Raw genomic sequence first — 23,086 nt, forward strand, 5'->3', positions numbered from 1 at the left:
TTTTTCATCTTATGTAAGAGTTAAGTGTGAATTAAAAGGTAGCTCTTATCCGCTGCTTTTTAAAACCCTTTACCAAAGGTTTAGTGCAACAAAGTGCATAATTTAGGCTCGGCTACGCCTCGCCACCTGCTACACGAGCACGTAGAATTGCACCCCTAAATGCCGACATTGTTGGTGTTATTACCAACAAGCAGTGCTTCGATGGGCTTAAAATGGCTTGCTTCTATCCTGCCCCGTTTGTTCCTTCAACCCAAGAGTCCTATGTTTGCACTCAAAGTATAAACTGCCCGGAACAATTGCCATTTCAGCGGGTTATTCCAAAATGCTACACGAAGTAAGAGCAAAAACAGCGCATATCCTCCACAGCCTCCTTCCTTTGGCGCTGCTGGTGGGCTTGTTGCTGTTCTCTTCCTGTAAACTGCGTGTACCGCTCCAGGCATACTTCCAAACCCCTATCTCAGCCTCCCTTAATCTTGCCAAGGCAACCGTGGGTACACAGGCTGCCTGCCAGGTTGTTTCGGAGGCCACGCCAGCCAAAAGCCTTCAAAAAAAGCAGCACCTCCTTCCCACTCTTGCAGTCTTACCGCAGGAAAAGGTCATGCCGGCCCCGAATGCAGCTTTACAAAGTATAAGCCCATACTTTGCCAGAGGAAACATCTCCGGCGAACTCCCCCTCTACATACTTTATAGAAAGATGAAGCTCTCCTGCTAGGGCTTCCCGAACCCGTGATGCGGTTCGCGCCCTAGCCTTTGGTACTGTTTCAGACCACTTCAACTATTTCGCTGGCACACTGCCAAGCGCCATCTTTCTATTACTCAATGTATGAAAAATCAACACATCGAAGATACACCGTACCAGCCGCACCACATGGCTGGCTTGTTTACCCTGGCCCTACGCCTGGTAGTTGGCTGGACCTATTTCTCGGCCTTCTGGAGAAGGCTTATACTTGAAAATAAACTGGACCCCGAAGCGGCGGGATACATCGGCGAAAAGTTTAACCACTTTCTGCCAAATGCCCTGGGCATCGGCCCGCTGATAGAGTACCTGGTCACGCACCCCGAAGCTCTTTGGTGGGCAATGACGGTCTTTACTATAGTCGAGGCTATCGTCGGGCTGTTTATCATGCTCGGCCTGTTTACCCGGCTGATGAGCATTGGCGTGTTCGGCCTGGCGATGGGCATTTTGCTAGGCTCAGGCTGGCTGGGCACCACCTGTCTGGATGAGTGGCAGATTGGCGTGCTGGGCATTGCAACGGGCTTTACCATCTTCTTGTCCGGCAGCGGCAAGCACTCCCTCGACTACTGGCTCAGCTCCCGGTCATCCAAAATCACAAAGCAGAAATGGTTTGCCTGGCTAGGCTCCGGCGCTTTGCCTATCCACCCCAGGCCCTTGCACAAAATCGTTTTTGGCGGTGCCCTGTTTATCCTCTTCATCACCCTTTTTACCAACCAGTACTTCCATGGCGGGGTGTGGGGCACGCTGCACAATAAGTCTGTGAAGCCAAAAATTGAAATTGCGGATGCCTCGATTCAACCGGGAAAACTCTCTTTTGAAGTATACCGGGTAGAGGGGGCTGATGTGTATGGCTCCTTCCTGATTGGCGTTACCCTAAGCAACAGCAGCGGGGAAGTTATACTTGACAGAAACGGCACCGACCTTTCCAGCTTCCCGGTCAGCAGCATCCACAACCGGTATGTCACGAAGGTAAAGCCAGGGGTCCATAGCCTGATTATTCCTTTAGGGGCCAGGGCTACGCTAACTCTTCAGGACGAGGCGCTGCAGGATTTACCGGCAGGAGACTACCACCTGCTGCTAACCGATATCAGCGGGCTAACCTGGTCAACCACCATCCGCATCTAGCGCAATGCTCCTACTGCAAGCACGCTTCGTACTATAGCTGTTGCGAAGCGTGCTTTGCCGGGGCTCCGTAGTTACTCTATCCCCGCTCCCACATGCCTTCCATAATAATTTCCAGCAGGTGCTCGTCCGGATCGCGGAAGTAGAAAGAGAGAAAGCCACCGCCCCAGTTATACTCCTGCTCGATGGGGATGCCCAGGTTCTGCACTTTCTGTTTCCAGGGCCTGTACTGCTCCTTCTCCACTTCAAAGGCCAGGTGCAGGTGCCCCGAGCCAAAATGCGGCGGCAAAGTGCCGGATTTCTCCGATACTTCCGCTATAAAGCAAAGCAGCACGGAGCTACCCACCCTGAAGAACACATGGCGCCCCTCCAATTCTCCAATCACCTTAAAGCCAAGCTTCCCGTGGTAAAACGCCTTGCTCTCCGCCAGGTCTTTTACATAGAGGCAGGTTTCCTTAATCTTCTTTATGTTCATATCGGTAGCGGGTCTGGTGAACGTATAGGCAAGAGTTTTATACAGGAATTTATACTTTCTAGCTTAACGTGCATACGTGCTTCACGTTTATACAGGCACCGCACAATCTGTTTACCACATGAAGCTAACGATAAAAGTTGCCGTAATTTTTCTGGCCATCATCGGGTTGGCCACCTACCTATTCCGTGATTTCCTGTTTGCGGAGGCTCCCGCCGCCCCTGCCGGACTGGAACGCCTGGCGCCGCTCTCGGGGCAGGTACAGGAAAGCTCCGGAATAGCCGTGCTGGGCCAGGGCGAGTACCTGACGCACAATGATGCGGGCAACAGCCCCGAACTCTATAAAATAAACGCAAAGGGCAAGGTACAGCAAACGATCAAACTGAGGGTACCAAATGTGGATTGGGAGGATCTGGCGCAGGACTCGGAAGGCAATATTTACATAGCCGACACCGGCAACAACGACAACAAACGCCGCGAGCTGGCCGTGTACAAACTAAACCCTGACCAGCCGGAGCAGGTGCAGGCCATCCGTTTTACCTACGAGGACCAGAAGGAATTCCCACCCAAGAAGAAGGACCGCAACTTCGACTCTGAGGCTCTTTTCTGGAGCGACGGTAACCTCTACATCATCTCCAAGGATCGTGGTCAGGGGCAAACTGCCAAAGTATACCAGGTGCCCGACCAGCCCGGCACGTATAAGGCGAAACTAATCGGGAGCCATAAAATAAAGGCCCAGATAACCGGTGCCGCCATCAGCAGAGATGGTGAAATCGTGGCCCTGCTCAGCGAGGAGGCCCTGCACTTATTCCGAGACTTCAACAGCCCCGACAAGTTTTATGAAGGCAAGTATGAGAAGCGGGCGCTGGAAGGCGCCGGGCAGACCGAGGCCGTGGCGTTTGAAACTGACGATGTGCTCATCATCACCAGCGAGGGCGGAAACCTGTACCGCTATGCGTTGTAGGTACTCCACAAAAAAACCTCCCCTTCTGCCAATCAGCCAAAGGGGAGGTTCCGGAAATGATTTTATACTTGCTTATACTTTGCTGCTTTCCTTCAGGCGGCCGCCCGGCAGGGCTGGCTTCGGATTTTGCCATACCCTGAAAAGTATAACCAGGCCGGCAATAATCAGCGGAATACTCAGCTGCTGCCCGATGTTCAGGGCCATGGTTGCCTCTTTGGCTACCTGGTCCTCTTTCAGGAACTCTACCAGGAAACGGAAGGTGAACAGCGCCGTCACGAAAATACCAAACAGCAGCCCCTTCGGCAGCGCCTCCTTATACTTCTTCCAGAGCCAGTAAAGCAGCACAAACAGCAGGAACACGCTCAGCGACTCATACAGCTGGGTAGGGTGGCGCGGCACATGCGAGTACTCGTTTTGGCGCACGAAGATAAAGCCCCACGGCAGGTTGGTCGGGTGACCGAAAATCTCGGAGTTCATCAGGTTGCCCAGTCGGATGAGGGCGCCACCGAGGGCCACCACAATCACGATACGGTCCAGCACCCACATGTAGTCGAACTTATACTTGCGACTGAACATCCAAAGGGCCAGCAAAATACCGATGGTTGCCCCATGGCTGGCCAGTCCGCCTTCCCAAATCTTCAGGATCTCGATGGGGTTACTCAGGTAATACTCCGGCGAGTAAAACAGCGTATGGCCCAAACGCGCGCCCACTACCGTGCCCACAATCATGTAGATTGTGATGATGTCCACATCGCCTTCGGTGCGGCCTTCAGCTACATATATTTTGGAGAGGATGCGTTGCCCGATAATAAAGCCCAGCGCGAAAAGCAGGCCATACCAGCGGATACTGAGCGGCCCGATGTGGAATATCTCGGGGTCAACGTTCCAGGTAATGTAGTTTAGTAAGTTCATAAGGGTGGTGTTATCCTACAAAGTTAAAATAAATCAGCCACCGAAAAAACGGAAGCGCTGTTGCGCTAAAAGCCGATGCAGGATTAAGGCGATGGCAGTCAGGATGAAAACCATGCAAACTGCCCTACCGGGTTGATTTTACCATTAAATGAACAGAGGCCCTCCCCTATCCGGGAAGCGCCTCTGTAGCTATTATTTATACTTTCTACTGCTGTTGTAGCTTCTCCAGTTCAGCTTTAAAGCCCCCGCTCAGGATCGGGAAGCGCAGCCAGCTGCGTGGGTCCACGTTGTAATCATCCAGGTGGAAGGCCGGGGCATAGCGCTCGCGTTTCCATTGGTTGCGGCTCCACATGGTATAAAACTTCGTAATCCAGGCCTTGAGCTGCTCTGGTGTTCCTTTTTGCTGTTCCAGCAGGATGGTGTATACTTCCTCCGGGGCGTAGCGGTCGTAGAAAGCCAGCCGTTCTATCTGGTTCAGCACCTCATACGGCATCAGGTCTTTCTCGTCGGTCTGTGTCTGCTCCTGCGGGCGAAGCTCCGCGCTTGGCTGCAGGTTGTTCACGTACTGCAAACCGGTGTAGCCCAATTCCTGCTGCGCCCAAATAAGAAACTGCCGGATAAAAGCTTTGTCGATGCCCGCGATGGGGGAAATGCTGCCGGCCGTGTCGCCATCCATGGTGGCGTAGCCCACGGAGGCCTCGCTGCGGTTTGAGGTGGCCAGCAGGAGCGCATACTTGATGTTGGCCAGCATCCAGATAGCAGGGGCGCGCACCCGGGCCTGGATGTTCTGCAGCGTCACGTCATCCTGCTGCCAGGTTAGCTGGCGGCCAAGGGCATGCTCCACTTTAGAAGTATAGCCCTGCACTTCCTCGTCAATTGTCCAGTTATAGAAGGTAGCGCCAATAGAGCCTGCCAGTTCTTTGGCTGAAGTATAGGTGTCGTCGGAGGAGTTGACAGTGCCCTGGTAAGCGCAGGTCAACAGCTTGCCTACGATCGCTTTCCGCGCCTCCTCTTTCGGCAGCTGTCCCAGCGCTGCCACTTCTTCCTCGGTAAAGAACAGGGCCTTCTCCAGGAAAGTCTGTAGCCCTATACTTTCCACGCCGCGGCGCACCATCTCGGCCACAGCCACAGCACACAGCGAGGAGTCGGCACCACCGCTCAGCGACAGTACAAAGCCACGGCTGCGACTCTTGCGCATGTAGTCGAACAGCGCCAGGCTGAGGGCAGCAACCAGTTCCTTGTTCTCGTCAATCGGGGGCAGGTACTCGATTACTTCCGCAATTTCCGGGTTGGCCGAAAAGCATACTTCCGCATACTCCAGGTCCACGTCCTTAAAGCAGAGCAAATCGTTTCTTCGGATCAGTTTTCCGTTCTGGGCAATTAGCACCTCCCCGTCATAAATCATCTTGCCCGCCTCGTTGCCCAGCAGGTTGGCATACATGTAGGCGCACTGGTATTTCTTAGACGCATCCACCACCAGGCGGTAGCGCACATCGGTTTTGCTCAGGGCAAAGTGGCTGGCGCTGGGGTTAAGGATAAGTTGCACGCCCTTGGCCATATGGCGCTCAGCCGGCCGGTTCGGTCGCCAGGCATCCTCGCAAATTTCAAAGGCATACTTTACGCCCTGCTCCTCATACACGATATCGCCTATTTTATACTTCTGGCCCAGCATTTCAAACTCCTGGACCTCGTTGGCAGGCCATGGCGCGAACCAGCGCGGCTCGTAATGCACGCCGTCGCTTGCCAGGAACTGCTTGGCCGTAAAGCCGATGATCTCTTTATTCTTAATCACGCAGGCCGTGTTATACACCTGCTTGTTCAGAAAGACAGGCAGGCCAACAGCCACTGTAATGCCGTCGCACCACTCCTTTACCTCCAACAATTTCTCGAAGGCTTCCTCTGATACCCAGGGGCTCAGGAACAGGTCTTCGCAGCCGTAGCCGGTGATGCAGAGCTCAGGGAGTAACAGGATGTGGGCGTTTTGCCGCTTTGCCTCCTGAATGGCAGTTTGAATATGTTGCAGGTTGCCGGCCCAGTCCATAGGGGTTTGGTTAAGGGCAGCGGCGGCCAGGGTCAGTTTCGTTTCTTTCATAGGTGTTTTTAACGCATGTAATCGGGGGCAAGTTAATTTTAATTGTTGGATTGTTAAATGTCCGGCTGCCTGTTGCAGGCCTTGTTACGACAGGCCCCTGCTTGTAAAGTAGAAGTACAGCCGAGCCTAAAGTATAAGCACAGCCAAAGTATAACCCGGTCTTTCCATACTTTCACCACGCTGCTCTTTACAGGTAGCAAACAAAAAAGCCGCAAAGTATACTTCACGGCTGGCAGCGAACGACGGACAACAATAATTAGGTGATATTCAGAAACTCAAGCCCCTTTTCGGCGGCGGCTTGGTCGGCCTTTTTCTTGGAGAGGCCTACGCCAATGGCAATAGGTTTTTCATCAATGTATACTTCGGAGGTAAACTCGGTGGTGTTGCCCTGCTGCTTCCGCTTCACAATGTCGAACCTGATTTCCAAGTTTTGGCTCTGCGCCCACTCAATAAGCTTGCTCTTGAAGTTGGCGGTGGTGTTGACCAGGGTATGAATGTCTACGTGCGGCTTTACGAGCTTGCCAAGTATAAACTGGCGGGTGGTGTTGTACCCCTTGTCCAGGTAAATAGCCCCCACCAATGCCTCCAGCGCGTTCCCGTTCACAGACTTATGCCGCATACTATGGTTCGAGCTATCCACTTTCACCAGCAGGCTGAGGCCTATCTTTACGGCAATATGATTGAGCGACTCGCGGTTAACAATGCGCGAACGAATCTCGGTCAGGAATCCCTCGTCTTCGTAAGGGAACTTCTTGAACAAGTGCTCGGCCACAACAGCACCCAGAACGGCATCCCCCAAAAACTCCAGACGCTCGTTTGTTTCATGCTTGCCGGCAGAGGTTTGCCGCGCAAAGGACGTGTGCGTCAGGGCGAGCTTGTAGAGTCGCAGGTTATCGGGTGTGCTGCCAATAATGCCAGCAAGAGCGCGTACTAATGCTTTATCTCTGTTGAATAATATGTGGTACGCGCGCCGGACTGGTTTAAAAGGGCCAAACACTAATCGTTCAGTTGACGGAATATAACAGAGGTATTGTGTCCACCAAAACCAAAGGTATTGCTCATGGCAACGTTCACTTCACGCTCCTGCGCCTTGTTGAACGTAAAGTTCAGACGGCTGTCGAAGCTATCATCATCAGTGAAGTGGTTAATGGTTGGCGGCACGATGTTGTTTCGAACAGCCATGATAGAGGCGATGGCCTCGATGGCACCGGCAGCACCCAGCAAGTGACCCGTCATGGACTTGGTAGAGCCAATGTTCAGCTTGTAAGCATGGTCTCCAAATACCGACTGTATCGCTTTTACCTCGCTGATGTCGCCCAGCGGAGTGGAAGTGCCGTGCACGTTGATGTAATCCACTTGATCCGGGCTGATGTTGGCGTCGCGCAGCACGTTTTTCATCACGTTCAGAGCGCCCAGGCCTTCCGGGTGAGGAGCGGTCATGTGGTAAGCGTCGGCAGACATGCCACCGCCGATGATCTCGGCATAGATTTTAGCGCCGCGCGCCTTGGCATGCTCATACTCTTCCAGAATAAGGGCTCCGGCTCCTTCACCCAGCACAAAACCGTCACGGTCTTTGTCGAATGGGCGGGAAGCGGTTTCCGGAGAGTCGTTGCGCTCAGAAAGGGCTTTCAGAGCGTTAAAGCCACCAATACCGGCCTCTGTTACAGCTGCTTCAGAACCACCGGTCACCACCACATCAGCCATACCCAGGCGGATATAGTTGAACGAGTCGATGATGGCGTTGGTGGCAGAGGCACAGGCAGAAACAGTAACGAAGTTAGGCCCGCGGAAGCCATGCTTCATGGAAATGTGTCCGGCACTGATGTCAGCAATCATTTTAGGGATGAAGAACGGGTTGAAGCGCGGTGTGCCATCGCCGTTGGCGAAGTTCACGCACTCTTCCTGGAACGTGCGGAGACCGCCAATACCAGAACCCCATATTACCCCTACGCGGTCAGGATCATAATTTCCCTCAGTCAGCTTAGAATCGGCAACGGCCTCATCGGCGGCCACCATTGCAAACTGGGAGAAGAGGTCCATCTTGCGGGCCTCTTTCCTTTCAAAGTAATTCTCAGGGTCGTATCCTTTTACCTCACAGGCAAACTGGGTCTTAAACTTACTCGCATCAAAGCGTGTGATAGGTGCAGCGCCACTCACGCCATTGACCAATCCGTTCCAGTACTCTGCAACGGTATTTCCAAGTGGCGTGAGTGCGCCTAGCCCAGTAACTACGACTCTCTTAAGCTCCATAAGCTGTTAGTAGAGGGATAGATAGTAGAAATTCTTGATAAAAAAGGGACGTGTATATTACTTCGCGTGCTCTTCCAGGTAGCTAACAGCCTGACCTACAGTAGCAATGTTTTCAGCCTGATCATCCGGGATAGATACATTGAATTCTTTTTCGAATTCCATGATAAGCTCAACTGTATCCAGTGAATCGGCGCCAAGGTCGTTAGTAAAGCTCGCCTCCGGAGTAACCTCTGACTCTTCTACACCCAGCTTATCAATGATGATAGCTTTTACTTTTTCTGCGATTTCTGACATTTTATCTTATAGTTTATTAAAACACTGTGCAAAGAAATAGCTTTTAACAGACAATGTCAAAAAAATTTACTCTATTCGCTCCATCACAAAAGTTTTATACCTTACGCTCCCAATTACGGGCTAAGGTTCTTATTTTAGCGTTCCGTCCAGAAACATGAAAACGCACCACCTGCAAATAGAGTACGACTATAGCTTTGACTTGTACGGCATGGTTACGGCTGCCAGGGATTATAAGCTGGCCTGGGCACTGAACAGGCTGCTGGACCTGCGCCTTACCCGGCAGAAAGACCTGTGCTTTGACCTGCTCGACAAGGACCGCCTGATTATAGCTAATTACAGGCATCTTACGGAGCATAGCGAGGTGCGGTTATTTCGCAACAAGGGGCTGGGCGGCCACACGCTAAAAAAACCTTTTCTGCTTCCGGACATTAAAGAGTATGACTATGTGCTGCAAATAACCGGGGCCATGCAGCAACTTCACCCGCAGGAGCTAATCAGAAGCCTGATGCGCGCACCGCTTGTGCAGTATGTAAAACAGTTAGACCCGCTCACTTTAAAATTTAAAGAGAACCTGATTTTCTAAGTATGAAAGTTACATTTAACAAAACTAAAGTTCTGGCTACCGTAGGGCCTGCCAGCGATTCGTACGAGCGCCTTACAGCTCTTGTGCAGGCAGGTGTTAATGCATTTAGACTTAATTTCTCGCACGGGGCCTACGAGGCGCACAAGCAGGTAATTGACAACGTGCGCGAGGTTAACCGCAACTACAACACCAACATCTGCCTGGTGCAGGACCTTCAGGGGCCAAAAATCAGGGTTGGAGATGTGGAGAACGGTGGCGTTGAAATTAGAGAGGGCGAAATCATCAGGATTCTTTGCGACGGCTCGATGAGCGTGCCGGGGCAGCTCGCCACCAACTATACCGAGCTTGCCAAAGACGTAAACATAGGCGACCACATCCTGCTGGACGACGGCAAATTGGAAGTAGTGGTTACCAACACCGATAAACAAAACGTGGTGGAGGCCAAAGTGAAGTATGGTGGCATCGTGAAACCACGCAAGGGCATCAACCTGCCAAACACCCGCGTATCGGCCCCGTCCCTGACCGAAAAAGACATCCAGGACCTGCACTTCGGGCTGGATAACGATGTAGAGTGGGTGGCACTTTCTTTTGTGCGCAAGGTGGAAGACATCCACGAAATCAAACGCATTATCCAGGAGCGCGGTAAAGACACCCGCGTAATCGCCAAGATTGAGAAGCCTGAGGCGATTGAGAACATCGACGAGATCATCGAGGCGACGGATGCCATCATGGTGGCCCGCGGCGACCTGGGCGTGGAAGTAGGCATGGAGAAGGTGCCGATGATCCAGAAGATGCTGATCGACAAGTGCAACATGGCCGCCAAGCCTGTGATTGTGGCGACGCAGATGATGGAAAGTATGATTGTGAACCCCCGCCCTACCCGCGCCGAGACAAACGACGTGGCCAACGCGGTAATCGACGGCGCTCACTGCCTGATGCTGAGTGCCGAGACAGCCGTGGGAGCCTACCCGGTTGAGACCATCGAGAGCATGACGCTGACCATCCGTACAGTTGAAGATCACCAGGAGGGTTTCCACAAAGTATACTCCCCGAACCCGGCTTCTGAGACTTTCCTGAGCGACATCCTGGTAGCTAACGCCTGCAACCTAGCCCGCGACACGAATGCCAAGGCCATCATCGGCATGACCAAGTCTGGCTATACGGCTTTCCAACTGGCCAAATACCGCCCGCAGGCAAACATCTTTGTCTTCACAGAGAACCACCGCCTGCTTAACACCCTGAACTTGGTGTGGGGCGTGCGCGGCTTCTTCTATGACAAGTTCGAGTCTACGGATAACACAATTGCTGACATCAAGGAGACTTTGCTACAGGAAGGCCATCTGCAGAAAGGCGACGTGTTCATCAACACGGCCAGCATGCCAATTAACGAGCAGAAGCGCACCAATATGATTAAACTGAGTGTGGCTTAGGCTATACTTTGTACAGTATGAAAAACGCCCGGGGCTTTGGCTTCGGGCGTTTTTATTTATACTTGTGGAAATGAGGGTGGGCTATAGTACTTCGTTTTTCGGCCTCGCTTGCCTCTGGTGCGTGTGCGCTATTTTACAGCCGCTTTGGTTTATACCTTATACTTTTAAATAGCTGTTCCGGACAGTGATGCCCTGAACCAATGCTGCAAACTTGAAAGTCCGCGTAAGCCATACTTTTACTTTGGCTGTACTTTTATACTTGCTTATACTTGCCGGTTTATACTTTCCTAGCCGCCGCTTCCCGCAACTTGAATCAAGCTATTCTTACTAGCTGCCGTTCATCCTCCAGCCCCACATACCTATCGTTTCATCTCTGGCTTTGGTGCCCTCCCAGGCCGGGAGGCCTCGCCTTCGGGCATCGCGCGGTGTACATTTCCTTTGCTACCCTTCGGTCGCAATGCCCTTGATGGGCACCGGAAATCTACAAGGCGCTCAACCCAAAGGCTGGTACAAGAATCGATAGCCGCTGCTTTTTGTCATCTCGACCTTTGGGAGAGATCTAAATAGAGTTCCCTACAGATCTCTCGCCTTGCTCGAGATGACAAAGTAAGTAGCAAGTATAATTCCCCTCTCGGGAGGGGCAGGGGTGGGTTTATACTTCTGCTGATAAAACAGCAGCTATGTAACCTATACTTCAGCACCAGCAAAAACAGGCTCCCCTCCTTGGCCAAGGAGGGGTTAGGGGTGGTTGGACCCGGTACTGTTGAGACTCCCTCCCATGTTGATAAGGAAAGGTTGAGGTAATCGCAACTTATACCTATTGCATAGCTATACTTATTGTGTGACGACACGCCACAAACCAGGCACTACCACAAACGCAAAAGCCCTGCACGGTGGGTGCAGGGCTCTCACAAGTATGGTTTCCCAAAAATTAAGCAGCGATGCTGTTAACCAGCTTAGCCAGTTTAGACTTGTTGTTAGCCGCTTTGTTTTTGTGGATGATGTTTTTCTTAGCCAGACGGTCAAGCATAGAAGAAACTGTCTTGAACAGTTCCTGCGCCTCGGCCTTGTCAGTTGTAGTTCTCAGCTTCTTGATGAAAGTACGAGTAGTTTTCGCCTGGTATCTGTTACGAAGACGTTTAGCGTTGTTCGCTCTGATTCTCTTTAATGCCGACTTATGGTTAGCCATGTTATTCTATAATATTAATTCTTTCTGATGCTTTTATCAATGAGTTTGCAAAGGTAAACCCTTTAACATTAATTTCCAAAACACCTCAGCCAAAAATATTTCTGGATGTTAGAGAGCCACAAATATAACTAAATCAGCGGGTTTACCACAACTTGCACCATGCAAATTTCAGTTTGTTTCCCCTTAGTTTTCGGGTTCGCCTGCACAGGCCGAATCACGGCCGTTTAACCTACCCCTGGCTTGTAAAAAAATAAATCCGCTGCGGTAGCTACCGCAGCGGATTTAATAGAATGACAGCTGATGTGCTTAGTTATTATCGCGGTTTACATCTACATCCACGTCGATGTCATCGATCTTACCTAAGCGTTTTTGTACTTTGTTCTCAAACTCATTCCACTCTGCCTTGGTGTTTTCCCAGGCTTGGCGGGTTTCATCGTCCCAGGTAGAAGACTCTGCTTCTACCTCAGCTTCGCGGCGCTTGTACTCAGCGCGCATCTCGCGGTACTCGTCCTTAGTTACCGTTTCGGCACGCTCCGTGTTGGTGTCTACCCAAGCCGAAAAGTCGTTGTAGGCTGTATTGGTTTCCATTTCAGCCTCGTCAATTTCGGCATTCATTTCGGTCTGTGCCTCATTTACTTCCGCGTTTGTCTCGTTCTGTGTTTCCTGGCTACAGGCAAACATAAACGCACCTAATATAAACGCATATCCTATTGTTTTAAACTTTGATGTAATTTCCATAGTTGTATTAATTTGGTACTTTAGCCATTTTATACGACCAAAACAAAATATTGATATATAACATCCTAGTTCAAGGCCTTTTTCTGGTTTTTTTCGTATTTATTATTATACAAGTATAGTATTAGTGAATATATTTTTGTTACATACCATGCCACTCTTACCTTCCAAACACCGCCCTCCCTTTTACCTTTTTAACGGGCACCTCCAAACCATTATCCCAAGCTTGTTCAGGCAGGTGGAGGGCGTGCAGTACGAGCGGGAGCGCCTGCTCACCCCGGACGACGATTTTATAGATGTGGATTGGTCCAAGGTGGGGTCTGACGCGCTGCTGGTGCTCTCGCACGGGCTGGAGGGCGACACGGGCCGGCCCTACATCACGGGCATGGTAAAAGCCTTTAACGCCGAGGGGGTGGATGCCATGGCCTGGAACTACCGCAGTTGCAGCGGCGAGCCGAACAAGCTGCTGCGCTCCTACCACCTGGGTGCCTCCGACGACCTGGACTTTGTGCTGCAGCACGCGCTGGCAAGCGGAAAGTATAAAGAAGTATACCTGGTAGGCTTTAGCGCGGGTGGTAACATTACCCTGAAGTACCTGGGCGAGGCGCCGGAGCAGGTTCCGCCGCAGGTAAAACGCGCCACTATGTTCTCCACCCCCATCGATTTGAAGGGCTCTGCACAGCGTATCTCCAAAATCTATACCCAGCGCTTCCTGAAGACGTTGGGAGAAAAACTTGAGCAGAAGCGGCAGATGTACCCCGGCGAAGTGGACCTGTCTGAGTATAGTATCCTCTGGAGCTTTCCGGAGTTTGATGACCGCTACACGGCGCCCATACACGGGTTTAAGAGTGCCGACGAATACTATGCCCGCGCCAGCTCCAAGCAGTTTCTCAAAAACATCCGCATCCCCACGCTGCTGGTAAACGCTAAAAATGATCCTTTCCTGTCACAGGGTTGCTACCCGGTGCAGGAGGCGGAGGATAACCCATACTTTTATTTGGAGATGCCGGACGAAGGCGGCCACGTAGGTTTTGCGGAGAACTTCCGGAAAAACCGCTACTACTCAGAGGAGCGGGCGCTGCAGTTTATACTTCACGACAAGGTCTAGGCTCGTTCCTCAAGCCGCAGCAGGGCCTCATAGGGATCGCCGGGCAGGTTTAGCAAGCGGGCAAAGGCTGGCTCTGTCTTTACACCCTGCTTTTTAAGGTGTACCACCTGCTGCCTGAGCGGCTCGTCGTACTTTTGCAGCAGCTTATACTCTACCAGCATGTGCCTGTAAGCGTGCTGCTCCCGCGACGGGGTGCTTTGCCCGAATACCTCCACTTCAAAATCATCCAGCCAGAAGCTCGCTACTATACTTTCCTGCCCTCTTATCGCACGTTCCCGCAACACAAAGCCCGGGCAAGCAGAAAAGTGTAGCAGCAGGGCCTGCCGAAAGTCGGTTTTTGATTTCCAGCAGCAGATAATGTCCAAATCGCTCTGCGCCACGTCTATCCCAATCGGAATGGTGCCTGCCAGCAACGGGTCGAAAGGAGCCAGCTTCTGCATGACCTCATACTTGAGAAGCACCTCATAAGCCGCCCGCTGCCGCTCGTTGCCAGACTGCAGGTAAGCTATGTCCTCGAAGTTAGGCACGGGTTTATACTTTATTGGAATGCTACAGGGAGTTCCTACCTTTTCAGCGGCACGTACACCACCTTCTTGGTTTCAAAAAACTCCTCGCTGAAGTAGTTCTTCAGGTCGTGGAGTTGCGTGATAAGACCGGACTCCTCGAGCTCCTCCTGCAGGTCGCCGCCTTTGAGGTAGTATAGCCCCTCGTGCGCCAGGCCGGTCTTTTTGAAGCTGTTCATCACCCAGGGCCAAAAATTAGCCAGGCGGGTCACGGCACGGCTCACCACGAAGTCATACTTGTCGCGGACCTGCTCGGCGCGGGTGTGGGTAGCGGTTACGTTGTGCAGGTGCAGTTCGCGGGCAATCTCCTGCACCACGTGTATCTTCTTGCCGATGGAGTCCACCAGGTGGAACTTCACCTCCGGGAACATCACCGCCAGGGGCAGGCCCGGCAATCCGCCGCCCGTGCCCACGTCCATCACCGATGTATGCTGCGGAAACTGCACTACCTTGGCAATGCCCAGCGAGTGCAGGATGTGGTGCACCCCCAGCATCTCCACGTCCTTGCGCGAGATAACGTTGATCTTCTGGTTCCACTCTTTGTACAGCTCGCCCATGTGGTCATACTTCTGCAGCTGGTCTTCGGTCAGCTCCGGGAAATACCCGGAGAGCAGTGTACGGATGGCGTTGGAGTGCAGCATATGTGGTAGTCGGGTGTTAAAAAGTTAAGCGGAGATTTTGAGTGAAAGGTACAGAATGGCGGTGCCGGCAAAGGCAAACACAACCACCCCGATCGCCATCAGGAAATCGAACAGCAGCATCAGCCCGGCGTTGCGGTACTGGCCCTCATACTTTATACTTAGCTCGCGCTTAATCTTCTGCGGCGCGCGCAGGCGCAGGTATAAGTATAGCTTTCCAACTTTCGATAAAATCCTGTTCGCTAAAGCTTGTTTCATGGTAGGTAGCAATGTATATGGATTTGCAAAAGTATAAAATAAGTATGGTATAATCACACAAAGTATAAAACCCCTGTTGCTTACGGGCAACAGGGGTTTATCACGTAATCAATATATTAACCTTAATTTAATGCTTTATGAAAGCACGCATGCTAACGCTATAGAGCTGACAGCCCAGCTGTTATATCAGGTGCTTCTTGTTCTTCACCATGTCATAGAGCAGCTCGCGGGCGCGGTGAAGTTGCGCCTTTACGGTGCCAAGCGGGGCGTTCAGTTCTGTGGCGATTTCCTCGTAGCTCAGCTCATTGAAATAACGCAGCGTAACCAGGCGCTGGTATTTTTCGGGCAGCTTGCCTACCACGTACTGCATGATCTCGATCTTCTGGTTCTTGATGGCCTCTTCCTGCGGGTTGAGGTTCTTGTCCTTGAAGTCGATTGTAATCTCGTCGCCATTGTCGATTTTGATGGCCGAGTCGATGCTCATGGTCTTGATCCGGTTCTTGCGGATGAAGTCGATGCAGTTGTTAGTGGCGATGCGGAACAGCCAGGTACTAAAGGCATACTCCGGGTTAAATTTGTGCAGGTTCTTGAAGGCCTTGGCAAAAGCCTCTATGGTCAGGTCCTCTGCATCGTCTGGGTTGCGCACCATTTTAAGCACTACGTGGTACACCGGCTTTTTATAGATACTCATGAGTTCGGCGTAGGCCTTCTCATCGTTCTCTTCCACCGCAGCCTGTATAAGCTTAAAATCGTGCTTTGCTTTCGCAGAGAATTGTTTGTTTACTTCCATCTGAATTGTTTATACAGTAACACAGATATCCCTAGGAATAAGTAGTTCACAAAGTAAACCAGATCCAGCACGGGCATCAGCAGTAAGGATATCTTATCATCAAGCCTACGGGCGGCCGCCAGATACACCGGGAAAACCGCCAGGTATCGAACACCTGCAAGCGCTCCTAATATAGCTAAATGGCTATTTAGAACAAGAAGAATCAAGAAAAGTATGTAAAAAAGTATATTAGCACCTATAAAAGCCCCTATTCTTCTTCTGTCTGCTGCTCTGTAGCGCCCCCCGACCGACAAGTGTCTCCTTTTCTGAACGACCCACTCCCGAAACGTCTTTTTGGGAATACTGGCTGTCTGCGCCTCTTTGTCTATAACTATGGTAACTTTACTATTGCTGGCGGCATCGCGGACAAAAAGATCATCGTCGCCACCGGTCAGTTTGATATGAGATGCAAACCCTTTGTTCTTAAAGAAACAAGACTTCGTGTATGATAAGTTTCGACCCACGCCCATATATGCGCGGCCCGCATTTGCTTGTGACAAATACTGAATTCCGGTCAGTAAGGTTTCATACCGGATGAGCTGATTCAAAAATCCTTTTAATTGTACATACGGAGAATAGCCAAGTACCACTTCTGCCCCCGAATCGTAGCCAGCCTGCATCTTCGCAATCCAGTTCGGGCTGCAGGGGCGGCAGTCGGCGTCGGTGAAAAGCAGGTGCTCGTAGCGGGCCGCGCGGATGCCCAAAGCCAGGGCATACTTCTTCGAGTTAAGGTAATCGGGCGTCTTCTTTACCGTCACCACCCTGAAATTCGGATACTGCCGCTCAAGCTCATAAGTATAGAATTCGGTATCGTCGTCGGAGCGGTCGTTTACCAGCAGCACCTCAAACTCGGGGTAGTCCTGGTCCAGCAGCTGGGGCAGCAGCTCAAACAGGTTGTCCTGCTCGTTATGCGCCGCCACTATCACCGTCACCGGACGCTGTGTGCCGGGCACGGGATCCTGGTAGCGGGTTAAGGGCAAAAATCTGAAGAAGGCAAAGTATAACTGCACCAGCACACATACTGCCAGCACACCGAGAAGTATAAGTGTTACCAAATTCTGTTACTTGTTATCCTGGTCGAAAAACGCGTGAAGCCAGCCTGCACCGGGGCTTCCCTTCAAAATTAGGCAAACTACCGCCATTTACGAAGCAAGTGCAGCTTTAAAGTATGATAATTTTTGGTTTCGCCTGTTGCACAGATTACCACCAGCTGCCTGCCGTGCAAAGCCATAGCAAAGTACATTTTTTTAAGTATCAGCGGCAGGCAGGTGATGATTTGTGCAAGCACAGTTCGTATCTTTGCCGGTTAGTTAGATTTTTACAGAACTTAAAGAAATAGAAGCCCTTAAGGGGCAGGCCGGTTTTGGTGTTGTTATTGCAAGATGATGCACCGGCAAAATGTAACCATGCAGTTTAACTTAGTAGCGACAGACCCGCAATCCAAAGCCCGCGCCGGCGTGGTACAAACCGACCACGGCGCCATCGAAACGCCTATTTTTATGCCCGTTGGCACGGCCGGCTCGGTAAAGGCGGTGCACCAGCGCGAGCTGAAAGAGGACATCAAGGCCGAGATTATACTTGGCAACACGTACCATTTATACTTGCGCCCGGGCCTGGAGGTGCTGGAGAAGGCAGGTGGCCTGCACAAGTTCAATGGCTGGGACCGCCCTTTGCTTACCGACAGCGGCGGCTACCAGGTCTTCTCGCTGGCCGGCACGCGCAAGATCAAGGAAGAGGGTGTAAAGTTCAAGTCGCACATCGACGGCTCTACGCTCAACTTCACCCCGGAAAACGTGATGGACACGCAGCGCACCATCGGCGCCGACATCATCATGGCCTTCGACGAGTGCACCCCCTACCCTTGCGATTATACTTACGCCAAGCAATCCATGGAGCGCACCCACCGCTGGCTGCAGCGCTGCGTAGACCGCTTCGACAGCACTGAGCCCAAGTATGGCTACTCCCAAACACTCTTCCCGATTGTGCAGGGCAGCACCTACAAAGACCTGCGCATACAGTCGGCTGAGACCATAGCCAGCTTCGGCCGCGAGGGAAATGCCATTGGCGGTTTATCCGTAGGAGAGCCGGCCGAGATGATGTATGAGATGACGGAGGTAGTGTGCGACATACTGCCAAAGGACAAACCGCGTTACCTGATGGGCGTGGGCACGCCGGCCAACATCCTGGAGAACATCGCCCTGGGCGTGGACATGTTCGACTGCGTGCTGCCGACCCGCAACGCCCGTAACGGCATGCTGTTCACCACGCAGGGCATCATCAACATAAAAAATAAAAAATGGGCCGAGGACTTTAGCCCGATTGATGCGGAGCTGGGCGGCTATGTGAGCACGTTTTATACGAAGGCTTACCTGCGCCACCTCATCCACAGCACTGAGTACCTGGCCGGGCAGATTGCCAGCGTGCACAACCTTACGTTTTTCCTGTGGCTGGTAAAGCAGGCCCGCCAGCAAATCCTGAACGGAACTTTCCGCGACTGGAAAGACCTGATGGTAAAGAAATTGATGACACGTTTGTAGAGTTAGAGAGTTTAAGAGTCTGGGAGTTAGAGAGTCATAAAGCATTCTCAAATTCCCAAACTCTTAAACTCCTAAACTCCTTAACTCTTAAACTATAGCGAAGCGTTGAAGCTCCTCGATAAGTACATACTGAAGAAGTTCCTGACCACCTATGTGTTCACGGTGCTGATCATGGTGGCCGTTATCCTCGTGATTGATTTCACCGAGAAAAACGACGACTTCATCAAAACCAACCCGAGCATAGGCGAGATCATCTTTGACTATTACCTCAACCTGATCCCGTTCTATGCCAACATGCTCAGCCCGATCACGGTGTTTATCGCCACGGTCTTTGTGACGGCCAAGCTGGCCTCGCATACCGAGATTGTGGCTATCCTGAGCAGCGGCATCAGCTTCAGGCGCTTTCTGGTACCCTACATTATCGGCTCCACCCTTATCGGGGCCATCATCTTTGTGCTTATCGGATGGGTAATCCCGAACGCGAACAAGAAGAGCGTGGCCTTCCAGGTGAAGTACATCAAGAGCCCCTTTACCTACGACAGCCGCAACATCCACATCAAGATCGGGCCGGAGACCTATGTGTACATGGAGAGCTACAACAACTCGGCGCACATCGGCTATAACTTTGCCATGGAAACGATCAACGGCACCAATCTGCGCCAAAAGCTCACCTCCAGCAGCATCTCCTGGAACGCCGAGAAAGAGAAGTGGCACGTCAACCAGTACACGCTGCGCACTTTTGACGGCGAGAAGGAAACCATCTACAAAGGCACCAACCTGGACACCACGCTGAACATGTGGCCCAAGGACTTTGAAAGCACCTACAAGCTGGAGCAAACCCTGACGCTGACGCAGCTCAACGACTACATAGATGAGAAAATATCACGCGGGGCCGACGACATAGAGACCTACCTGATAGAGAAGTATGAGCGCTTCAGCTACCCGTTCACCATTATCATACTTACCGTGATCGGCGTGATAGTGAGCGCGCGCAAGGCACGTGGCGGGGTAGGCTTCCAGATTGCGCTCGGCTTTTTGCTGGCCTTTATTTTCATCATCTTCGTGATCACGAGCCGAAGTCTGGCGCAGGTGGGCGATATTGCCCCTCAGATTGCCGCCTGGATACCATCTATTGTGTTTACGGGCATTGGTTTCCTTTTATACCGTTACATTCCGCGCTAAATGCCACGTCTTAAAGATTTTATTGAGCTCCACTTTGTTATTTTCCTGTGGGGCTTCACGGCCATACTTGGCAAGCTGATAACGATACCTGCAGTAGAACTGGTGGCCCTGCGCACAATCATCACGGCCCTGGCGTTAGGAGCTATTGTTTACAGAACTGGCGCCCCGCTATGGATAAACCGCAGCGTGGCCTTAAAGCTGATGGGCATTGGCGTGATTATAGCCGCTCACTGGATACTGTTCTTTGCCGCAGCGCGGGTGGCTTCTGTTTCCATCAGCCTGGTGGGCTTGGCTACTAGCAGCCTCTGGACAGCCATTCTGGAACCGGTCTTTAACAAGGGAAGGATAAAGCCGCATGAGATTTTCCTGGCGCTGCTGGTTATCATGGGGCTGTACATCATCTTCCAGCACGAAACCAGCTTCGACAGCGTACTGGGCATTATCATGGCGATTACGGCGGCCTTAATGGGTTCCATCTTCACCATCCTCAATGCCAACCTGGTAAAGAAGATTCCTTCCACAACCATTACCATGTACGAGATGGGGGGCGCTTTTCTGGGCACGGTGCTGTTCTTCCCGCTATACACGGCTTACCTGACAGACACCGGCAGCCTGGACTTCAGCCTGAACCTGGTAGATTGGATTTGCCTGCTTATACTTTCGCTGGTGTGTACGGTATATGCCTATACGGCCTCTGTGCGCCTGATGCAGCGCATCTCGGCCTACACGGTTAACCTGACTGTGAACCTGGAGCCCGTGTATGGCATCATCCTGGCCTGGTTTATCTTTAACGAGGGCGAGCAAATGTCGAGAGGATTTTACATAGGCACCGCGGTTATCCTGCTGAGCGTGTTTATCTACCCGGTGCTGGATATCCTGGAGAAACGCCGTAAGAAAAAGCTACAGCAGCCCCTGCCAGACAGCGTAATGGGCGGGAAAAATTAAGTTAGCCGGAGCCTCCTTGAACAAGCCATATACAGCAGAACCCGAGCCCGTCATGGCAGCATAGGAGGCACCGGCCTCATACAGCTGCTCCTTTAGCCGCGGCAGCTCCGGGTACTTCGGGAACAGGGCTTCCTCAAAATCATTCTTTAGCACCTCTTTCCATACTTTCACATCCTGCTTCAGGAGCATCTCCATAGAGCAGGACGGCTGCTGGGGTTTTATACTTCCGTAGGCTTCTGCTGTGGTAATATGAATGCCGGGATGCACTATCACGCAAGTATAACCGCTTAAGTCCAGATTGATAGGCGTGAACTCATCCCCCCTTCCGGTAGCCACCACGGGCTTGTTGCGGATGAAGAAGGCGCAATCAGAGCCGAGCTGACGGGCGTAGTTCTCCAGGGCATCATCTTCAAGGCCCAGCTCAAACAACTGGTTCAGGATGCGTAGCGCAAAGGCGGCATCGGCGGAACCTCCCCCCAACCCAGCTCCCATGGGTATTACCTTGTGCAGGTGCAAGTGCACGGGCGGCAAGTCGTAATCCTGCTGCAACAGCTTATAGGCTTTCAGGCACAGGTTCGTTTCAGGGTTTCCCGGCACGGGCAGCCCTGTCATATCAAACTGCAGCTTCTCCGAGGGCAGTACCTCCAGGGCATCGCACCAGCGCACCGGGTAGAAACAGGTTTGCAGGTTATGGAAGCCGTCGGGGCGTTTCTCCGTTACGTACAGGCCAAGGTTTATTTTAGCGTTCGGGAAGTCGAGCATTGTCTGAGTGGTGCTTTACAGGTTGCAATCTATAAAATTACGCTGAAAAGGTGGTGAAGGCTAAAACCTCTTCTCATTTATATAGTATAAATCGATTATAGCGTACACATAATCTGTATCTTGAGAAAGCGGTAACACAACCCATAGCAGTAGCGGCATTGCCTCGGACAAGAATCAATGTGTTGCGACACTTAATCCGAAGCTTCAGATTACAGAAGCCACAAGCCACAATTTATACTTATGAACTACAGGCCAGGACGTATTTTCCTTTCGGCGCCGCACATGGGCGGGCACGAGAAAAACTATGCGCTTAAAGCCATAGAAGACAACTGGGTGTCGACGACTGGCCCTAACTTGCCTGGTTTTGAACATGATATCTGCCAGCACACCAACGCCCGGCATGCCGTAGCCCTCAGCTCCGGCACCGCTGCCCTGCACCTGGCCCTACGTATGGTGGGGGTTAAGCCAGGCGACGAGGTGCTCTGCTCTACCTTTACCTTCGTGGCATCGGCCAACCCCATTTTATACTTAGGCGCCAGCCCTGTGTTTGTAGAGAGCGAGCCGGACACGTGGAACATGGATCCTGAAGCATTGCGCGCAGCCATCACCGAACGCCTGCGCCAGGGCAAACGGCTAGCTGCCATCGTACTCGTGCATCTTTATGGTATGCCCGCCAAGCTAAAGGAGCTTATGGCAATAGCGGATGAGTTTGGGATACCGGTGATTGAGGATGCGGCAGAGGCGCTGGGCTCGCGCTACAGCGGCCATCAGGTGGGTACTTTCGGCAAGGTGGGTATCTTCTCCTTCAACGGCAACAAAATCATCACCACCTCCGGAGGCGGCGCGCTTATTTCGGAGGATGAGCAACTCGTGGAGCAGGCACGTTTCTTGGCTACCCAGGCCAAAGACCCAGCTCCCTACTACGAGCACTCCCAGATGGGCTACAACTACCGCATGAGCAACATCAGCGCCGGCATCGGGCGTGGGCAGTTGGAAGTACTGGAGAAGCGCATCAAGCAGCGCCGCGACATTTTCCACTTCTACAAGCAGCAACTGGGCCACATCGAGGGGCTGGAATTTATGGCGGAGCCTAAAATCTGCTACACCAACCGCTGGCTTACTACCGTGCTGTTACCCGAGCCGCACACGCCCGAAAGCATACGCTTGGCCCTGGAGGAGGAGAACATCGAAACGCGCCCGCTCTGGAAGCCCATGCACCTGCAGCCGCTCTTCCAGCACCACCCCTACATGGGCAATAACCTCAGCGGGAAGCTCTTCGAGCGCGGCCTCTGCCTGCCCAGCAGCAGCAACCTGACGGAGGAGGAGCTGGATAAGGTGGTGAAGCACCTGAGGCGGCTATTGGAGGTAGTGTAAGGAAGTATAATGGGGAGTATGGTGGATATTATGCCGCTGTTTAGTGCAGTACCGGGTCCAACCACCCCTACCCCTCCTTAGCCAAGGAGGGGAGCCTGGAACTGCTTCGGC

24 protein-coding genes are annotated in these 23,086 nt (G+C 52.2%); 10 read left to right on the forward strand and 14 right to left on the reverse strand.

The window, feature by feature from the left end; all coding sequences use genetic code 11:
• Positions 1 to 322: 322 nt before the first annotated feature.
• Together BM040_RS19285 and BM040_RS19290 are read left to right on the forward strand one after the other, a co-directional pair.
• Positions 323 to 712 carry a hypothetical protein gene (locus tag BM040_RS19285; protein WP_092105021.1) on the forward strand — a complete coding sequence of 130 codons (390 nt, stop codon included), beginning with the start codon at positions 323 to 325 and terminating at the stop codon, positions 710 to 712.
• 111 nt (positions 713 to 823) lie between these two features.
• Positions 824 to 1,861: a TQO small subunit DoxD gene (locus tag BM040_RS19290; protein ID WP_245756306.1), complete on the forward strand. Its 1,038-nt coding sequence runs from the start codon at positions 824 to 826 to the stop codon at positions 1,859 to 1,861.
• A gap of 76 nt (positions 1,862 to 1,937) precedes the next feature.
• Here BM040_RS19290 and BM040_RS19295 read toward each other — a convergent pair whose 3' ends face one another.
• Positions 1,938 to 2,333 (reverse strand): VOC family protein, encoded by a 396-nt coding sequence (locus BM040_RS19295; protein WP_092105023.1) that lies wholly within the window; start codon positions 2,331 to 2,333, stop codon positions 1,938 to 1,940.
• Between the two features lie 118 nt (positions 2,334 to 2,451).
• Between BM040_RS19295 and BM040_RS19300 the strand changes: the two genes are divergently transcribed.
• Positions 2,452 to 3,294 (forward strand): NHL repeat-containing protein, encoded by an 843-nt coding sequence (locus BM040_RS19300; RefSeq protein WP_092105025.1) that lies wholly within the window; start codon positions 2,452 to 2,454, stop codon positions 3,292 to 3,294.
• 72 nt (positions 3,295 to 3,366) lie between these two features.
• Here BM040_RS19300 and lgt read toward each other — a convergent pair whose 3' ends face one another.
• The 5 genes from lgt to BM040_RS19325 form a co-directional block, all read right to left on the reverse strand.
• Positions 3,367 to 4,206 carry a prolipoprotein diacylglyceryl transferase gene (gene lgt, locus BM040_RS19305; RefSeq protein WP_092105027.1) on the reverse strand — a complete coding sequence of 280 codons (840 nt, stop codon included), beginning with the start codon at positions 4,204 to 4,206 and terminating at the stop codon, positions 3,367 to 3,369.
• A gap of 205 nt (positions 4,207 to 4,411) precedes the next feature.
• Complete coding sequence (gene nadE / locus BM040_RS19310; RefSeq protein ID WP_092105030.1) at positions 4,412 to 6,298, reverse strand: NAD(+) synthase; 1,887 nt, start codon at positions 6,296 to 6,298, stop codon at positions 4,412 to 4,414.
• A gap of 256 nt (positions 6,299 to 6,554) precedes the next feature.
• Complete coding sequence (gene rnc, locus BM040_RS19315) at positions 6,555 to 7,295, reverse strand: ribonuclease III (protein WP_092105032.1); 741 nt, start codon at positions 7,293 to 7,295, stop codon at positions 6,555 to 6,557.
• Positions 7,295 to 8,548, reverse strand: a complete 1,254-nt coding sequence (gene fabF / locus BM040_RS19320; protein ID WP_092105034.1) for a beta-ketoacyl-ACP synthase II — start codon at positions 8,546 to 8,548, stop codon at positions 7,295 to 7,297. The genes rnc and fabF overlap by 1 nt, the downstream gene beginning before the upstream one ends.
• Before the next feature lie 57 nt (positions 8,549 to 8,605).
• Positions 8,606 to 8,842 carry an acyl carrier protein gene (locus tag BM040_RS19325; protein WP_018477241.1) on the reverse strand — a complete coding sequence of 79 codons (237 nt, stop codon included), beginning with the start codon at positions 8,840 to 8,842 and terminating at the stop codon, positions 8,606 to 8,608.
• Between the two features lie 154 nt (positions 8,843 to 8,996).
• Here BM040_RS19325 and BM040_RS19330 point away from each other — a divergent pair, with 154 nt between their 5' ends.
• Together BM040_RS19330 and pyk are read left to right on the forward strand one after the other, a co-directional pair.
• Positions 8,997 to 9,425 carry an IPExxxVDY family protein gene (locus BM040_RS19330; protein ID WP_092105036.1) on the forward strand — a complete coding sequence of 143 codons (429 nt, stop codon included), beginning with the start codon at positions 8,997 to 8,999 and terminating at the stop codon, positions 9,423 to 9,425.
• 2 nt (positions 9,426 to 9,427) lie between these two features.
• Complete coding sequence (gene pyk, locus BM040_RS19335; protein WP_092105038.1) at positions 9,428 to 10,855, forward strand: pyruvate kinase; 1,428 nt, start codon at positions 9,428 to 9,430, stop codon at positions 10,853 to 10,855.
• A gap of 931 nt (positions 10,856 to 11,786) precedes the next feature.
• On the opposite strand, the gene rpsT is transcribed toward pyk, so the two are convergent.
• Positions 11,787 to 12,044 carry a 30S ribosomal protein S20 gene (gene rpsT, locus BM040_RS19340; protein WP_092105040.1) on the reverse strand — a complete coding sequence of 86 codons (258 nt, stop codon included), beginning with the start codon at positions 12,042 to 12,044 and terminating at the stop codon, positions 11,787 to 11,789.
• 306 nt (positions 12,045 to 12,350) lie between these two features.
• A complete protein-coding gene (locus BM040_RS19345; RefSeq protein WP_092105043.1) occupies positions 12,351 to 12,782 on the reverse strand; it encodes a hypothetical protein in 432 nt (143 codons plus the stop codon).
• Between the two features lie 148 nt (positions 12,783 to 12,930).
• Here BM040_RS19345 and BM040_RS19350 point away from each other — a divergent pair, with 148 nt between their 5' ends.
• Positions 12,931 to 13,887 carry a YheT family hydrolase gene (locus tag BM040_RS19350; protein WP_092105046.1) on the forward strand — a complete coding sequence of 319 codons (957 nt, stop codon included), beginning with the start codon at positions 12,931 to 12,933 and terminating at the stop codon, positions 13,885 to 13,887.
• On the opposite strand, the gene BM040_RS19355 is transcribed toward BM040_RS19350, so the two are convergent.
• The 5 genes from BM040_RS19355 to BM040_RS19375 all read right to left on the reverse strand — a co-directional run bounded on the left by BM040_RS19355 (position 13,884) and on the right by BM040_RS19375 (position 17,230).
• The gene (locus tag BM040_RS19355; RefSeq protein ID WP_092105049.1) at positions 13,884 to 14,414 is read right to left on the reverse strand and encodes a DUF4269 domain-containing protein; all 531 of its coding nucleotides are present in this window, start codon (positions 14,412 to 14,414) and stop codon (positions 13,884 to 13,886) included. The genes BM040_RS19350 and BM040_RS19355 overlap by 4 nt on opposite strands.
• Positions 14,415 to 14,449: 35 nt before the next feature.
• Complete coding sequence (rsmG, locus tag BM040_RS19360; protein ID WP_092105051.1) at positions 14,450 to 15,091, reverse strand: 16S rRNA (guanine(527)-N(7))-methyltransferase RsmG; 642 nt, start codon at positions 15,089 to 15,091, stop codon at positions 14,450 to 14,452.
• Positions 15,092 to 15,115: 24 nt separating this feature from the next.
• Complete coding sequence (locus tag BM040_RS19365; RefSeq protein ID WP_092105053.1) at positions 15,116 to 15,346, reverse strand: hypothetical protein; 231 nt, start codon at positions 15,344 to 15,346, stop codon at positions 15,116 to 15,118.
• Positions 15,347 to 15,527: 181 nt separating this feature from the next.
• Positions 15,528 to 16,136 (reverse strand): RNA polymerase sigma factor, encoded by a 609-nt coding sequence (locus tag BM040_RS19370; protein ID WP_092105055.1) that lies wholly within the window; start codon positions 16,134 to 16,136, stop codon positions 15,528 to 15,530.
• A complete protein-coding gene (locus BM040_RS19375) occupies positions 16,127 to 17,230 on the reverse strand; it encodes a glycosyltransferase (protein ID WP_092105057.1) in 1,104 nt (367 codons plus the stop codon). Before BM040_RS19375 ends, BM040_RS19370 begins: the two co-directional genes overlap by 10 nt.
• Positions 17,231 to 17,581: 351 nt before the next feature.
• Between BM040_RS19375 and tgt the strand changes: the two genes are divergently transcribed.
• The 3 genes from tgt to BM040_RS19390 all read left to right on the forward strand — a co-directional run bounded on the left by tgt (position 17,582) and on the right by BM040_RS19390 (position 20,839).
• Positions 17,582 to 18,712 (forward strand): tRNA guanosine(34) transglycosylase Tgt, encoded by a 1,131-nt coding sequence (gene tgt / locus BM040_RS19380; protein WP_092105168.1) that lies wholly within the window; start codon positions 17,582 to 17,584, stop codon positions 18,710 to 18,712.
• A gap of 105 nt (positions 18,713 to 18,817) precedes the next feature.
• The gene (locus tag BM040_RS19385; RefSeq protein WP_092105059.1) at positions 18,818 to 19,894 is read left to right on the forward strand and encodes an LptF/LptG family permease; all 1,077 of its coding nucleotides are present in this window, start codon (positions 18,818 to 18,820) and stop codon (positions 19,892 to 19,894) included.
• Complete coding sequence (locus BM040_RS19390; RefSeq protein WP_092105061.1) at positions 19,895 to 20,839, forward strand: DMT family transporter; 945 nt, start codon at positions 19,895 to 19,897, stop codon at positions 20,837 to 20,839.
• On the opposite strand, the gene ispE is transcribed toward BM040_RS19390, so the two are convergent.
• Positions 20,795 to 21,601 carry a 4-(cytidine 5'-diphospho)-2-C-methyl-D-erythritol kinase gene (ispE, locus tag BM040_RS19395; RefSeq protein WP_092105063.1) on the reverse strand — a complete coding sequence of 269 codons (807 nt, stop codon included), beginning with the start codon at positions 21,599 to 21,601 and terminating at the stop codon, positions 20,795 to 20,797. The two genes, BM040_RS19390 and ispE, sit on opposite strands and share 45 nt — an antisense overlap.
• 240 nt (positions 21,602 to 21,841) lie before the next feature.
• Between ispE and BM040_RS19400 the strand changes: the two genes are divergently transcribed.
• Positions 21,842 to 22,975, forward strand: a complete 1,134-nt coding sequence (locus BM040_RS19400; RefSeq protein ID WP_139217855.1) for an aminotransferase class I/II-fold pyridoxal phosphate-dependent enzyme — start codon at positions 21,842 to 21,844, stop codon at positions 22,973 to 22,975.
• Positions 22,976 to 23,086: the final 111 nt, after the last annotated feature.

The sequence above is a fragment of the Pontibacter chinhatensis genome (genome assembly GCF_900113285.1).
In the GTDB taxonomy this organism is placed as follows: domain Bacteria; phylum Bacteroidota; class Bacteroidia; order Cytophagales; family Hymenobacteraceae; genus Pontibacter; species Pontibacter chinhatensis.

Excerpts from the sequence above, each read along its gene's own strand:
- pyk (WP_092105038.1), top strand. The coding sequence starts at position 9,428 with ATGAAAGTTACATTTAACAAAACTAAAGTTCTGGCTACCGTAGGGCCT.
- ispE (WP_092105063.1), bottom strand. The coding sequence starts at position 21,601 with ATGCTCGACTTCCCGAACGCTAAAATAAACCTTGGCCTGTACGTAACG.
- tgt (WP_092105168.1), top strand. The coding sequence starts at position 17,582 with ATGCAGTTTAACTTAGTAGCGACAGACCCGCAATCCAAAGCCCGCGCC.
- BM040_RS19350 (WP_092105046.1), top strand. The coding sequence starts at position 12,931 with ATGCCACTCTTACCTTCCAAACACCGCCCTCCCTTTTACCTTTTTAAC.
- BM040_RS19345 (WP_092105043.1), bottom strand. The coding sequence starts at position 12,782 with ATGGAAATTACATCAAAGTTTAAAACAATAGGATATGCGTTTATATTA.
- BM040_RS19285 (WP_092105021.1), top strand. The coding sequence starts at position 323 with ATGCTACACGAAGTAAGAGCAAAAACAGCGCATATCCTCCACAGCCTC.
- fabF (WP_092105034.1), bottom strand. The coding sequence starts at position 8,548 with ATGGAGCTTAAGAGAGTCGTAGTTACTGGGCTAGGCGCACTCACGCCA.
- rsmG (WP_092105051.1), bottom strand. The coding sequence starts at position 15,091 with ATGCTGCACTCCAACGCCATCCGTACACTGCTCTCCGGGTATTTCCCG.
- nadE (WP_092105030.1), bottom strand. The coding sequence starts at position 6,298 with ATGAAAGAAACGAAACTGACCCTGGCCGCCGCTGCCCTTAACCAAACC.
- BM040_RS19325 (WP_018477241.1), bottom strand. The coding sequence starts at position 8,842 with ATGTCAGAAATCGCAGAAAAAGTAAAAGCTATCATCATTGATAAGCTG.
- lgt (WP_092105027.1), bottom strand. The coding sequence starts at position 4,206 with ATGAACTTACTAAACTACATTACCTGGAACGTTGACCCCGAGATATTC.
- BM040_RS19290 (WP_245756306.1), top strand. The coding sequence starts at position 824 with ATGAAAAATCAACACATCGAAGATACACCGTACCAGCCGCACCACATG.
- BM040_RS19365 (WP_092105053.1), bottom strand. The coding sequence starts at position 15,346 with ATGAAACAAGCTTTAGCGAACAGGATTTTATCGAAAGTTGGAAAGCTA.
- BM040_RS19295 (WP_092105023.1), bottom strand. The coding sequence starts at position 2,333 with ATGAACATAAAGAAGATTAAGGAAACCTGCCTCTATGTAAAAGACCTG.
- BM040_RS19330 (WP_092105036.1), top strand. The coding sequence starts at position 8,997 with ATGAAAACGCACCACCTGCAAATAGAGTACGACTATAGCTTTGACTTG.
- BM040_RS19370 (WP_092105055.1), bottom strand. The coding sequence starts at position 16,136 with ATGGAAGTAAACAAACAATTCTCTGCGAAAGCAAAGCACGATTTTAAG.
- rpsT (WP_092105040.1), bottom strand. The coding sequence starts at position 12,044 with ATGGCTAACCATAAGTCGGCATTAAAGAGAATCAGAGCGAACAACGCT.
- BM040_RS19400 (WP_139217855.1), top strand. The coding sequence starts at position 21,842 with ATGAACTACAGGCCAGGACGTATTTTCCTTTCGGCGCCGCACATGGGC.
- BM040_RS19300 (WP_092105025.1), top strand. The coding sequence starts at position 2,452 with ATGAAGCTAACGATAAAAGTTGCCGTAATTTTTCTGGCCATCATCGGG.
- BM040_RS19390 (WP_092105061.1), top strand. The coding sequence starts at position 19,895 with ATGCCACGTCTTAAAGATTTTATTGAGCTCCACTTTGTTATTTTCCTG.